Below are 13,762 nucleotides of genomic sequence, written 5' to 3'. Positions count from 1 at the left end.
CCTATTGATTATCAAATCAAGATGTCAAAGTCATCAAATATTACAAATAGCACTATTATGTATGATTGGCAATATATGATATGTGACTTATTCACTATCGTTATCAGCTGATGCTTCTGTAGCTTCTTCATTGTGCATCGCATTAGCGAGCATAGGATAATTATTGAGTATGTGACAGAACAGCTCGGCTGTCTTTTGAGTGTCATACAGTGCTGAGTGAGCATTTTTACCATCAAACTCGAGTCCTGCTGCCTTACATGCCCGTGCTAGTACAGTTTGTCCAAATGCCAGTGCAGACAAAGTCACGGTATCAAACACTGAAAAATTGTGAAAAGGATTGTGATTCTTACTATTGGTACGTAGCACAGCTGCATTTAGAAATGCCAAATCGAAATGCGCGTTGTGTCCAATCAGAACACATTGACGGCACTCTTCTTCGCGGCGTACTTCTTTTAAGCCTTTGAAGATACGGCGAAGGGCCGTTTTTTCATCTTCAGCAATGGCTTTGCGCATTGGGTTGTTAGGATCGATGCCAGTAAAGGCAAGGGCACTGGGCTCTAAATTCGCCCCTTCAAACGGTTCAATATGCGCATTGAATGCCTCACCTGGGTAAAATACGCCATGCTCATCAAGTAGTACAGGGATACAGGCGATTTCTAATAGCGCATCAGTCTGAGAGTTAAAACCCGCTGTCTCGACATCGACGACGACAGGCAAAAACTTACGAAATCGGTCTTTTAGACTCAAGGGTGTTTGCTCATCGTCGCCCTTGTCTTCAGTAGCAGCACTTGGAATTACGTTCAGGTCGTCATCCGTGGAATTTGAGACATCTGCGTCAGGCAAGGTTGCTGTATTTTGATTGGTCATATCAAGTTCAATCACTTTTATCAGTCGTGCTGGTATATGGAATTGCACATCATTATTTCATAACATCGATAACGCCTTTGCACTAATGAGGTTTAGTACAAAGGTATCATTGGCATTATAGAAAAAATAATAGGTTGCTTTGTTAGTGCTAGGCTGTGTGGCTACTAAATCTTAAGCGACCAAGGTAACGTTTCACCTGCCATGAGCGGCGTTAATGATGCACCATCAAAGTAAGGGTAGTCGTTTGGTACTTGCATAGGCGTGTTGACAAGCGTAATGGTACTCTCGTTTAGAGGTAGACCGTAGAACTGCGCGCCAAAGCGACTGGCAAAGCCTTCTAGCTTATCTATTTTGCCAACGCTATCAAACGCAGTGGCATATAACGGCAGGGCAGTTGCTGAACTATAGCAACCAGCACAGCCGCAAGCGGCTTCTTTCTTGTCGGTAGCATGTGGCGCAGAGTCGGTACCCAAGAAGAATTTTGGATTACCACTCGTGGCCACATCCAACAGGACTTTTTGATGGCTTTCACGCTTCAAGATAGGTAAGCAATAAAAGTGCGGTTTGATACCACCAACTAATAGATGGTTGCGATTAAACATTAAATGCTGCGGCGTAATAGTAGCAGCAACATGGTTGCCTTGAGCCAATACAAAATCTGCTGCATCGCTGGTCGTTATATGCTCTACCACGATTTTTAATGTTGGAAATTTGACGATGATTTGCGCCAGCACTTCATCTAAAAAGCGTTTTTCGCGATCAAAGATATCTATATGGTCTTGCGTCACTTCACCATGTATCAATAGTGGTAAATTGTGCTTTTCTAGTGCTTCAAATACATCGACACAGGCATTGATATTGGTAACACCATCGGCAGAGTTGGTGGTCGCTCCAGCAGGATAAAGTTTGACCGCTTGTACGATGCCTGACTGAGCGGCCAATTCGATATCTTGAGCGGTGGTATTGTCCGTTAAGTACAGAGTCATACGTGGATCAAAGGCTGATTTTCGCTCAAGACTTAAATTGCTTGCTGCCAAAGTTTTCATGATACGCGCGCGATAGGCCTGCGCATCATGTGCATTTTTGACTGGTGGCACAAGGTTTGGCATACAGATCACACGGTTAAAGCTACCTGCTGCGTGTGGCACAGTGGTGCTCAAAGCCTGATCGTCGCGCAAGTGAATATGCCAATCATCTGGCTGAAGGATGGTTAATTCTCTAATCGAATCAGTCATAGTGTCAAAGCGCTCTATATCGTCAAATAAAGGAAAAAAAGAGGATAATACTGTGCGACTATCATAACAGATTTACCCAGTTGACTAAATATAAGGCGAAATATCTGTACATAATTCATTGAGTACTATTTAACCCTTTTTAAGATTTAAGCCAAAAGCACACGCCTTATGGCAGTTAGACTTTTGCCTATAGTAAATATGATGTACACTGAGCAGGTAATTTCTTTTTAACTTGCTTACGATTTGATCTTAGCGCGTTTACTAAAACTAAATTCTCATAACAGGAGTTTTTCATGGCTCAACTTGATCCAAAAAATATTAATAAAATCGTATTGGCATACTCAGGTGGTCTTGATACCTCAATCATCGCTAAATGGCTGCAAGAAACCTATGATGCGGAAGTGATCACCTTTACCGCTGATATCGGTCAAGGCGAAGAAGTTGAGCCAGCAAGAGCCAAAGCTCAAGCAATGGGTATCAAGCACATCCATATCGAAGATTTGCGCGAAGAGTTTGCCCGTGATTACGTATTCCCGATGTTCCGTGCCAATGCCATTTATGAAGGTGAGTACTTACTTGGCACATCGATTGCACGTCCACTGATTGCCAAGCGTTTGGTTGAGATTGCTAAAGAACACAATGCCGATGCCATCAGTCATGGCGCAACTGGTAAAGGGAATGACCAAGTTCGTTTTGAGCTAGGTGCTGTCGCTTTGTCACCAGACGTGGTAACGATTGCTCCTTGGCGTGAGTGGGATTTATCAAGCCGTGAAAGCTTAATGCAATATGCCAAAGAGCATGACATCGCTATTGATTATGCAGGCAATAAGAAAAAATCTCCTTATTCAATGGATGCCAACTTGCTACATATCTCTTATGAAGGTGGCGTTCTAGAAGAGCCGTACACTGAAGCAGAAGAAGACATGTGGCGCTGGTCTGTCAGTCCAGAAGACGCGCCTGATGAAGCGCAATATCTAGAACTAGAATACAAGAAAGGCGATATCGTTGCTATCGATGGCGAAGCCCTAAAGCCTTATGAAGTCATGATTAAGCTGAATGAAATCGGCGGTAAACATGGTATCGGCCGTTTAGATATCGTTGAGAACCGTTATGTTGGCATGAAGTCACGTGGTTGCTACGAGACGCCAGCTGGCACAATTATGCTAAAAGCCCATCGCGGTATCGAGTCACTAACGCTTGATCGTGAAGCTGCCCACCTAAAAGATGAGCTCATGCCACGCTATGCAAAAATCATCTACAATGGCTATTGGTTCAGCCCTGAGCGTATGATGCTACAGGCATTGATTGACAAATCACAAGAATACGTCAACGGTACGGTACGTGTAAAATTATACAAAGGTGCTGTGAGCGTCGTCGGTCGCAAGTCAGATGATTCGTTATTTGACGAAAAAATTGCAACTTTCGAAGATGATGCAGGTGCTTACGATCAAAAAGACGCAGAAGGTTTTATCCGTCTAAATGGTCTGCGTTTGGCTATCGAAGCTAGCCGTGGTCGCGATTTGTCTAAATAAGCGTTTCGATTATACATAGTTAACTAAGTATTTAGCTCAACAGCAATAAAAAAGAGGCCTATATAAATAGCGCCTCTTTTTTTATGGCTGATGCGTTTCTATAGTCAGATGACCACAAAAATGTTATAAAATAAATCAACTAAACGATTACCACAATAAATAACCATGACTTACTCCCTAGATTATCGCAAACAAGTCTTAAAAAGCTTAGATGAGGGCATGACCTTTGCTGAAGCTGCTGTTTTCTATGATATCAGTCCAACGACTATCCAGAAGTGGAAAAAGCGTCTTCATAGTAAAACCACTCGATATATTAAGCCCTACAAAATAGAGGATGAAGCCTTAGCTCAAGATGTCAAAGACCACCCTGACGATTATCACTATGAGCGAGCACAGCGTTTTAATTGTAGCCCAACAGGCATCAGTAAAGCCTTAAAGCGTATTGGTGTTAGCAAAAAAAAAGACACTTGAGCATCCCAAAGCCTGTCCTGTGAAAAGAGCGACTTATCTAGCCAAGCTTAACCACTACATTGCTCAAGGCTTTGCTATTGTCTATATGGACGAAAGTGGGTTTGAGAGTGAAACGATGCGTCCTTGTGGTTATGCACCCATTGGTAGCCCCTGCATTGGCAGTTACAATTGGCAAGCCAAAGATCGAACCAACGTCATTGGTGCACTATATGGCAAAACGCTGTTTGCACTCGATTGCTTAAAGACCAACATTAATAAAAAGATTTTCTATCACTGGTGCAAGTTCACGCTGATACCAAAGCTTAAGAGAAAATGTGTGATCGTTATGGATAATGCAGCCTTTCATAAGCGCGTTCAAAAGCTGCTTAACAGGCATGGTCACAGGCTTCTATTCTTACCACCTTATAGTCCTGACTTAAATCCCATCGAGAAAAAGTGGGCTCAAGTGAAGTTTTTACGCCAAGATTGGATGGAAAATGACTTATCTAAATTGTTTTATGATATTCATCCAAAACATAACTCTTTTGTAGTGCAGTGACTATATCAAGACTCTGTTTTGAACATTAGTTTATTGAAAGCACATGTCTTTATTGAGCTTGTGCTGTCTCTGCCGTATCAGACTCTTCATCGTCCACTCTCACAATAGCGACATCTTGTTGCTGCCGCTCATCAGTGATATCTTGGGCTAATATTTCTTCGGTGGCGAGCACGACGCCATCAGACTTTTGCGATTGATATTTGAGCGTAGCGAGCGCCCCCAGTACACCGATGACAAGTATAATAATAAGAATGACAGGGTTTTTCCAAAGCGGTGTGGAAGCGTCATATTCTATCGGCTTTTCGCTCGTTGTCGCTGGCGTGTTGTCATTATTGCCACCGATCAATCCTAAGCTTACCAACGGCGGCTTTGGCGGGGTGGTCGGTTCAGAATTGATACGCAGACGGTTTCTGCTGAGATAGATGTCAGAGATTTTTGCCAACTGCAGTAACCAGCGCTGATGTGGCAAGGCAATAGCATGCATCTCTTCAAATACTAGCATGTCGTTATGACGACCCTGCGGCAAGTTCTCCGGTGAGCGTCCAATAGCTTTTAAGTAATTACCCGTTGCCAATTGCATGTCTTGTACAGGTTCATGGTTTTTAGGCTCGAACCCTGTCAACTCGTACCAGTGGCTATCAAAAGGTGGCGGGGTGCTTGATAACTGCTCAGCGTGTAATAGCTTGAGTTCTACACTCTGCGCATGATTTTCCAAAGACTCTTTGTCTTCTACAGACTCTGTCAGTGTGGCCGGCTCGCTGTTAGCACGCTCTGACTCAAGAGTAGGCACTGCTTGCGTTTGTACATTGTTAAAGCGTGCTGCGGACAAAAACTGTGGCTGTAGGGCAAACCATTTATTCATCTCGTCACTATCGAGTTGACTGTATTCTGCCAAGATAGCCAATTCTCGAAGGACAATCACGCACAAAGAGGTGAGTAAGATTTGAACTTGCTGCGTTTTTGCATGAATATCTTCAGCAATATGATCACTGATTTTTATCACACGGGCGCTGTTATTAAAAACGGCATCTGCTGCATCGTTTCGGTGATATAACGTCGCCTTAAGAGTCGCAAAATTCATGGAGTTGTATTGTCGTAACTCTTTGACAGCAGCACGTCCAAATAGTCTTTTGCTGAGTGCTTGTTCTTGATGTTGCTGCTGATAGGCAAGAAGCGCGCTCACAATAGCTTGTAGACTGGCATCCATCGCCAGCCTCGCTTGTGGCAATGAGAGCTGTGCGGCATCAGCCAAAAGTGGCAGCATAGGCTTGGTATCATGATATAAAAAATCATACATCGACACACGTGTCGGTGAAATAGTCGTCATAATCTGCTAGCATCAAAAAGTGTGCCTCTATATTACGGTGCCAAAAGCATTGACACAATCCCTTGATAATAGAAATTTTGAATCAGTTTTACTAATTACCTTAACAGTTATCTTATGGATGATTGATAGCGGGAAGCATTTATGACGAATAATGAAACTTTTAATAAACATCTAGTGATTAATATTGCTAAGCAGACATTAACAATGCATAAGCAGCAAGCTGAGGTCACTGAATATACCGTCTCTACGGCAAAAAATGGCTTCGGTAGTCAGCAAGATAGTGGTTGCACGCCACTTGGTCAGCATATCATTGCAAAAAAAATAGGCGGCAGTGAGCCTATGAATGCTGTGTTTGTGGGCCGTGTGCCGACTGGCGAGGTGTATGATGCCGCTCTTAGCACGTTACATCCCAAGCGTGATTGGATACTGAGCCGTATTCTTTGGTTGAGCGGTTTGGAAGAAGGCTCGAATAAAGGTAGCAACAGTCAAGGCGGCTGTGATACTTATGAGCGCTACATCTATATCCACGGCACACCAGATACTGAGCCGATGGGTATACCGCTTTCACATGGCTGTATACGTATGCGTAATACAGATATCGTGGAATTATTTGAGCAAGTCGAAGAGGGTATGCCGGTAATGATCGTTGCAGATTAACTAAGATTAATTGTGCTTATTATTTCTATATTTCTATAGCATATTTATTTATCGGTATTTGAGCCAAAAAATCCGATGACGGCTAAGGATGGTAGTGAAAGGTATAAATATTGAACGATAAGATCAGAGAAAAAAATAAAATGGTTTATCTATAAAAAAGGACAGCTTTATTGATAAAAGCTGTCCTTTTTACTAAGCGATGTATTTTTACCGAGGTATCTTTATCGAGGTATCTTTACCGAGTAATACGTTTTACCAAAATGTTGAGCTGTCTTTAAATTTAGCCAAACGCGTTTCGATATAAATTGGGTCATCGGTGAGCATGGCAGCAAACCAACCTGCACCATATAGTGCATTAATATCTGTGGTCGATTTTAGCGCGTAAAACTGTTGATATTGATTGTCATCATTGCGTTGCTCTAACGCTATGTGCGCTTTTATCAGACGCTTTAACCAACGCTTGGTTTTCTTCTTGGCTTTTTTCTTACTTAACAAAGGCGCAGAGAACTCACTTATATAGCGTAACGCTTTTAGGTGATCGCATAGTAGCGCTTCGTCTTGATTATCCTCAGAGATATCCGTATCAACATTTACATCATTGCTCACAATCTCGGTACTGCTTACTTCATCAGTTTCTTTATCTGCTTTGAGGCACTTGTTATATTGTTTCGATAGAATTTTTGCTAGCTTGTCGAGAGCAAGTTTATCCGTTTGAGGCTCAATACTAGGGTCACTCATGGTAAAGGCAATCAGCTCTAGCAAGGTTAGCTGAAAGTCATTGGCTTGCAGTGTATTGATCGGTGTGATTTTTATGTTCTCGATATCTGTCGTCCAATCAACAGCAGGGGCTCCGAGTGCCTGTAGCTCAGGCTCGATATAGGCTTTGATATGAGCGAGTTGGTAATAATTGTCAAGCAAGGTCGAGGTTTGCTTTAGTATCGTTAGCCATTCAGGGTTAATCTCATCAGAGAATTCAGCAAATGCGGTTAATGCAGCTTGCATACGATCAATACCGATGCGTGTTTGCAAAATATGCTCGTGATCAATGCTTCCAGCGACGATAGCACTGCTATTTGGCAGTATCTGCAATAAACAGTTGTGTACGACCGCACGTATAAAGGCGGGCATGCTACTGTCTTTGTTCACATCCAGTGGGCTTAGGTCAGCGCCAACCGCTGGACTGTGGTTCTGTTCATTGATGAGCAAGCCACCGTTCTCAGCTTTGGTCACGGTAGATAGACACAGCTTGTAGCGTTTGCACCATGTTTTGGCTGTCGTAAACAAAAAATCTAAATCTCCTGACACCAACTCGAACTCTATCTCCTGAATGGTTTTTCGCTGAGAGTCATCAGTACCATGGACAATTTCTCCATGATCGTAAGCCATCTCGATACAACTATCAGTTTCGTCACCATTATCTTCTGTCAGTAAGCGCGTGGTGCGCTCGACGTCAGTGACGTACAGTCGGGTCAGGTTTTTTGCTAACTTTTCGAGTTTAAAGTCAGCCAGTGCCTCAGCGATTGGAGTGTCTTCATATATCGTCAAATCAGGTATCAGCTCGTTATTATCAAGCATTTCCTGCACTTGCTTGTCATCTAACACAGCGTTGTGCTCCAAACGAGCGGCAATGCCATCGCCACCAGCTTTGATGGTTTGTACCCAAGTATCGCCTTCTTTGCGAATACGCAGACCGATACCTGCCTGTGCAAGCTGCTGGTCAGGAGTATCGTAGTAATGTGCAGCCAGTTGCGTCACTTGGGAAGATTTAACTTTTACTTGCCGCATTAAACCCTTTAGACGTGACTCTGGTACCAAAAACTTCAGCTCTATCTCTTGCATATTGGCTCCTAATAATTCTGACTGATGGCTTTGATTGACGGTTTTGCTTGATAATTATTAGTCTACCACTCTCTGATTATTTAAACCGCAATAAAAAACCGCCCTACATGATATAGGGCGGTTTTTTAAGTACGTACTGCTAGTCTAGGGTTTATTAGAACTGGTTCATCGTGTTTTTGCCACCACCAGCTTTTAGTGCGTTGTCACCTGAGAAGATTTCTTTGTGGTCATCGCCAAGGTCAGAACCAGCCATTGCTTGGTGCTTAACACAAGAGATGCCTTCGCGGATTTCTTTACGTTGTACGCCAGCTGCATAAGCAAGCATGCCTTCTTCACCGAAGTAACCTTTAGCAAGTTCATGAACGCTAAGAGCAGTCGTGTGGTAAGTCGGTAGCGTGATTAGATGATGGAATACACCAGCTTCACGTGACGCATCACGTTGGAAGTTCTTAGCGGCAACGTCAGCTGCTGCATCAAGCTCAGTACCATCGTAGTCAGCACTCATCAAGTCATCTTTATTGTATGCAGAGATGTCTTTACCTTCTTCTTCCCATTTCGCGATGACTTGCTTACGGAAGTTAAGCGTCCAGTTGAATGATGGGCTGTTGTTGTATACAAGCTTGGCTTTAGGCTGTTGCTCTTTGATACGGTCAACCATTGATTTGATGTGCGCAACATCTGGCGTTGGCGTCTCAATCCATAGTAAGTCAGCACCGTTTTCAAGAGCTGTTACACAGTCAAGTACAACGCGGTCGATGTTGGTGTCTTCGCGGAATTGGTACAGACCGTTTGCTAGGCGTACTGGGCGTACCAATTTGCCATCACGTTTGAGCAGCATGTCATTTTCTTTTGCTTCGTCGATTTCAATCTCTTCAACTTCAAGGAAGTCGATGTACTTAGAAGCAAGATCACCTGGTTCGTTTGATACTGGGATTTTTTGCGTCAACGATGCGCCTTCAGAGTCAGTACGAGCAACGATAACACCGTCTTCGACACCAAGCTCTAAGAATGCATAGCGGATGGCGTTTAGTTTGGCGATAAAGTCTTCGTGCGGTACAGTCACTTTACCCGCTTGGTGACCACACTGCTTCACATCAGATACTTGGTTTTCGATCTGAATGGCACAAGCACCAGCTTCGATCATTTGCTTGGTTAGCAAGTAAGTCGCTTCTTCGTTACCGAAACCTGCATCGATATCAGCGATGATTGGCACAACATGTGAATCAAAGTTTTCGATTTTTTCTAGGATAGCTGAGGTGTCTTGACCCGCTTCTTCAGCAGCATTTAGCTCACGGAAGTAGTCGTTCAATACTTTAGCGTCAGCTTGACGCAAAAACGTGTAGATTTCTTCGATTAGCTTAGGTACTGATGTTTTTTCGTGCATAGATTGGTCAGGTAATGGGCCAAACTCGGAGCGTAACGCCGCTACCATCCAACCTGAAAGATAGATATAAGTTTTAGAGGTCGTACCGAAGTACTTTTTCTTAGCATACATGGTTTGCTGTGCCACAAAACCATGCCATGCACCTAGAGACTGTGTATACTGAGACGTATCATTGTCATAATCTTCCATGTCTTGACGCATGATTTTTGCAGTATACTTTGCGATATCCAAGCCCGTTTTAAAACGGTTTTGTGACATCATACGTGCGGCATCAGTCTCGCTAATGTTCTGCCAGTTGCCGTGCTTTTGCTTTAATTCACGTACTAGGTCGATCGCTGATTTATATGCAGTTGACATCTATAGTCTCCTTGGTAGGGTGTAAAAAATAATAAATTGAGCGTTAAAGTAATAATTTGCGTTATCAATAAATTTGGTAGTGGTGCTATCAATACCTCGTAAAGGTCTTCTTTACCCTAAACAAACCTGTGCATGAATACAAGAAGATTGCTGAACTCAGCAGTTGACAAATAATTACTGATGTATAGTGTTGATTCAGCTTGTCCATGTCTATCAAAGGTGTTTGAGCATTTAATAAACAGCGTTGTCATAATTAGCAACAAGAGATGTTACAATTATACTGACACTTGGTAGTGTTTCACTGTCGAGATAAACCGTTACTATGCTATTTAACTAGGTTGTTTTTTGGACGATAACCCGTTCGTAAAACTCAGGTTTGTAGTCTGTACCGCAAATCCTTTATGGAACTCACTATAACTGCCTTACCAAGATTTATCTAATTTATGATACTTATCTTTAGTATTTTTATAGGTTATAATGTAGTTATAACAGTATCTTATGGTGATGAAATTGAGTTGTGCTGAGTATCTTTTGCGGTAAAACCAATAAAAATTCGCAAAATTATGCGGTCCTAGATCGAAAATCACAATTTCAGTACTGATAACACCAAGCATGCCGTGGTGCTTATCTTTTAAAAGCTAAGAGAAATACATATGAATTTGCAGCGGGTTGATTTAAATTTATTAGTCCATCTAGATGTGTTGCTACGAGAAAAAAACGTCACTCGCGCAGCTGAGCAGCTTGGTATCACCCAGCCTGCCATGAGCAATATCTTGCGCCGTTTGCGTAAGTTATTTAATGATCCATTGCTTGTGCGCTCCTCTGAAGGGATGACACCGACTGAGCGCGCCCTTGAGTTGCAGCCACGCATCCGTGAGATACTTGCAGATTTGACTCAAGTACTAGAGCCGCGTACCGAATTCCGTCCTTATAGTACCTCTCGTGTTTTTCGAATCATGACATCAGATTATGCTGAGGCGACTTTGGTACCGAGGCTAGTGAAGGCACTACGTTCGGAAGCACCCAACGTCATTTTGGATTTTTTGACACCCTCAGATGTCTCTTATCGAGACATGGAGCAGGGACGTGTTGATTTGGCGATTAATCGTTTTAATGAGATACCACAGAGCTTTCATCAAGTATTGGTATGGCGTGATACGTTTAGTTGCCTGCTATCGTCTGAAAGCCCTTATGCCAACCGCTTTAATCTGAAAAACTACCTAAAAGCGCAACATGTTTGGGTATCTAAAACAGGGATGGGCGTGGGATTTGGGGTTAATCCAGAAAAATCAGGTGGCCTAGGATCTATTGATCAGGCATTGCAACGTTTGGGCCAAAAACGCCAAATTAGCGTCTTCACTCGTCATTATCAGATGCCAGCCATGCTTGCCGCAAATAAAGACTTGATAGCGACATTGCCAACCCGTGTGGCTCGTATGCAGGCTAATAACGACAGTATTATTATGGAAGAACCGCCTTTTTTTATTCCTGAGTTTGAGCTGACCATGGCATGGTCACCATTGCTACAGCACCATCCTGCTCACCGTTGGTTGCGTCAATTAATCATGCATGTGGCACGGCAAGTAGTGGCTGAGGAAGAAAATCCACCACAAGAAATACCTGTCATTAATCACTTGTTTTAATGAGACTTTTTACAAAGTAGTAAGTATCTTATAGTAAGTAATCAACTCATTTTGAATATTATTGTTTAACCTATATTTGGTATATTCAACGAACCAAACCAGCCACTAGGCTGGTTTTTTTGTTTAGTGTTGCTATGTAGTCTTATTCAATATTTAGCTATTCTTAATAAGAGGGTTACACTGTTAACATCTTCAACACACTTCACAATATATTGTAAAACTCTTCGCCAAATACCTTGTTATGATAAGCACAGATAGAAAACGACTTATCGATTCATTTATTGAGTTATCCTATCAACGCAATACCAAACAATTAAAAGTGCCAATAATACTGAATATATAAAATCAAATAATAAGGACATCTACATGTCAGATATTACTACTGTTAACCCAGCAACGGGTGAAGACATTAAAAATTATGACTATATGACCAACGACGAAGTTAACAAAATCGTTGATGCGTCACATAATGCATTTTTAGAGTGGCGTACGGTGAGCCATGAAGAGCGTGGCCGTATCATTCAATCTATCGGTGACAAGCTGATGGAATATAAAGAAGAGCTTTCTCGCCTTATGACCGAAGAGCGCGGTAAGCTCTATGGGCAAAGCCAGCAAGAAGTTGATCTATGTAAAGCAATTTGTGATTACACTGCTGAAAATGGTGTTGCTGCGCTTGCCGATGATGAGCGAGATATCGAAAGCATGAAAAAAGGTATCGTGACTTATCAGCCAATCGGTGTTATCTATGGTATGCAGCCATGGAATTTCCCAGCGTACCAAGTCTTTCGCTATGCCATTGCTAACTTGATGGCAGGTAACAGCGTGCTACTTAAGCATGCAGCAAACGTCACAGGTTCTGGCTTATTGATCGAAAAAATATTCCACGAGTCTGAACTGCCAAATGATTTATTCCGTACAATTTTGATTGACCATGACCAATCAGAAAAATTGATTGAAAATGACAAAGTACGTGGCGTAACGCTCACAGGTAGTGATGCTGCTGGTCGTATCGTTGGTCAACAAGCGGCCAAAGCAATCAAAAAATCAGTACTAGAGCTCGGTTCAAATGACGCCTTTATCGTACTAGAAGACGCCGATATAGAAACCGCTGTAGAGACCTGTACCCAAGCCCGTTTAGTCAATAACGGTGAAACTTGCGTAGCAGCGAAACGCTTCATCGTGGTCGATAGCGTGTATGATGAATTCCGCAAGCGTATCGTAGAAAAATTTGAAGGTACAAAATCTGGCGACCCAATGGATGACAGCTCAGACATCGGTCCATTGGCGCGTGCAGACTTACGAGATCAGTTGCATGAGCAAGTAGAACAAAGCGTAGCAAAAGGTGCAACGATTGCTGTTGGCGGTAAAGTACCAGAAGGTAAAGGCAGTTTCTATCCAGCAACTATCTTAGAAAATGTCGAGAAAGGTCAACCTGCCTACGACGATGAATTGTTTGGCCCAGTGGCGTCATTGATTCGCGCCAAAGATGACGACGATGCAATGCGCATTGCAAATGACAGTCGTTACGGCCTAGGCGGCGCTATCTTCTCAAAAGATGAAGAAAAAGCCATTCGCTTAGCCAGTGAGCAATTCGATACTGGTATGGTCTATATCAATGGTTACGGTCTTGCCAATCCTGCACTGCCATTTGGTGGTGTGAAGAACTCAGGCTATGGTCGCGAGCACGGCGGCTTTGGTATTAAAGAGTTTGTCAACATCAAAGCAGTACACGTATTTGGAAAATAACAGAGAATAATACGTAAAACTGTTAAAGACTAAAAAGAAAAACCCAGCTACTTAATAGCTGGGTTTTTTGTGCGGTTGAAAATAGGGCGTGTCCCTATTTTAAAAATGGTGATAAAAATGAGATAAATCATAGGCAAACAAGGAAAATAACGCAGGTAATATCAAG

The 13,762-nt window shown here is 42.6% G+C and carries 11 protein-coding genes; 6 read left to right on the top strand and 5 right to left on the bottom strand.

Going from position 1 to position 13,762, the window contains the following annotated elements:
* Positions 1–87 precede the first annotated feature (87 nt).
* The gene (gene rnt / locus AOT82_RS05350) at positions 88–867 is read right to left on the bottom strand and encodes a ribonuclease T (RefSeq protein ID WP_223333204.1); all 780 of its coding nucleotides are present in this window, start codon (positions 865–867) and stop codon (positions 88–90) included.
* 164 nt (positions 868–1,031) lie between these two features.
* A complete protein-coding gene (gene pyrC / locus AOT82_RS05345) occupies positions 1,032–2,102 on the bottom strand; it encodes a dihydroorotase (RefSeq protein ID WP_071002125.1) in 1,071 nt (356 codons plus the stop codon).
* 293 nt (positions 2,103–2,395) lie between these two features.
* On the opposite strand from pyrC, the gene AOT82_RS05340 reads away from it, so the two are divergent.
* From AOT82_RS05340 to AOT82_RS05330, 3 genes are all read left to right on the top strand, one after another.
* A complete protein-coding gene (locus tag AOT82_RS05340) occupies positions 2,396–3,634 on the top strand; it encodes an argininosuccinate synthase (protein ID WP_071002124.1) in 1,239 nt (412 codons plus the stop codon).
* Positions 3,635–3,799: 165 nt separating this feature from the next.
* Positions 3,800–4,105: an IS630 transposase-related protein gene (locus AOT82_RS05335; RefSeq protein ID WP_071002123.1), complete on the top strand. Its 306-nt coding sequence runs from the start codon at positions 3,800–3,802 to the stop codon at positions 4,103–4,105.
* The gene (locus AOT82_RS05330) at positions 4,080–4,643 is read left to right on the top strand and encodes a transposase (protein ID WP_197496735.1); all 564 of its coding nucleotides are present in this window, start codon (positions 4,080–4,082) and stop codon (positions 4,641–4,643) included. Before AOT82_RS05335 ends, AOT82_RS05330 begins: the two co-directional genes overlap by 26 nt.
* Positions 4,644–4,692: 49 nt before the next feature.
* On the opposite strand, the gene AOT82_RS05325 is transcribed toward AOT82_RS05330, so the two are convergent.
* Positions 4,693–5,970 (bottom strand): hypothetical protein, encoded by a 1,278-nt coding sequence (locus AOT82_RS05325; RefSeq protein ID WP_071002122.1) that lies wholly within the window; start codon positions 5,968–5,970, stop codon positions 4,693–4,695.
* 141 nt (positions 5,971–6,111) lie between these two features.
* Here AOT82_RS05325 and AOT82_RS05320 point away from each other — a divergent pair, with 141 nt between their 5' ends.
* Positions 6,112–6,627 (top strand): L,D-transpeptidase, encoded by a 516-nt coding sequence (locus AOT82_RS05320; protein ID WP_071002121.1) that lies wholly within the window; start codon positions 6,112–6,114, stop codon positions 6,625–6,627.
* Positions 6,628–6,879: 252 nt separating this feature from the next.
* On the opposite strand, the gene AOT82_RS05315 is transcribed toward AOT82_RS05320, so the two are convergent.
* Together AOT82_RS05315 and AOT82_RS05310 are read right to left on the bottom strand one after the other, a co-directional pair.
* Positions 6,880–8,466, bottom strand: coding sequence for a CYTH and CHAD domain-containing protein (locus tag AOT82_RS05315; protein ID WP_071002120.1), 1,587 nt, complete (start codon positions 8,464–8,466; stop codon positions 6,880–6,882).
* A gap of 154 nt (positions 8,467–8,620) precedes the next feature.
* The gene (locus AOT82_RS05310; RefSeq protein ID WP_071002119.1) at positions 8,621–10,207 is read right to left on the bottom strand and encodes an isocitrate lyase; all 1,587 of its coding nucleotides are present in this window, start codon (positions 10,205–10,207) and stop codon (positions 8,621–8,623) included.
* Between the two features lie 653 nt (positions 10,208–10,860).
* Between AOT82_RS05310 and AOT82_RS05305 the strand changes: the two genes are divergently transcribed.
* Positions 10,861–11,850 carry a LysR family transcriptional regulator gene (locus AOT82_RS05305; protein ID WP_071002118.1) on the top strand — a complete coding sequence of 330 codons (990 nt, stop codon included), beginning with the start codon at positions 10,861–10,863 and terminating at the stop codon, positions 11,848–11,850.
* Between the two features lie 366 nt (positions 11,851–12,216).
* Positions 12,217–13,596, top strand: coding sequence for an NAD-dependent succinate-semialdehyde dehydrogenase (locus AOT82_RS05300; RefSeq protein ID WP_071002117.1), 1,380 nt, complete (start codon positions 12,217–12,219; stop codon positions 13,594–13,596).
* Positions 13,597–13,762 lie beyond the last annotated feature (166 nt).

The organism is Psychrobacter sp. AntiMn-1 (genome assembly GCF_001854065.1).
Taxonomy (GTDB): domain Bacteria; phylum Pseudomonadota; class Gammaproteobacteria; order Pseudomonadales; family Moraxellaceae; genus Psychrobacter; species Psychrobacter pacificensis.
The sequence above is the reverse complement of the archived record's forward strand: the minus strand, read 5'-3'. Positions and strand labels throughout refer to the sequence as shown.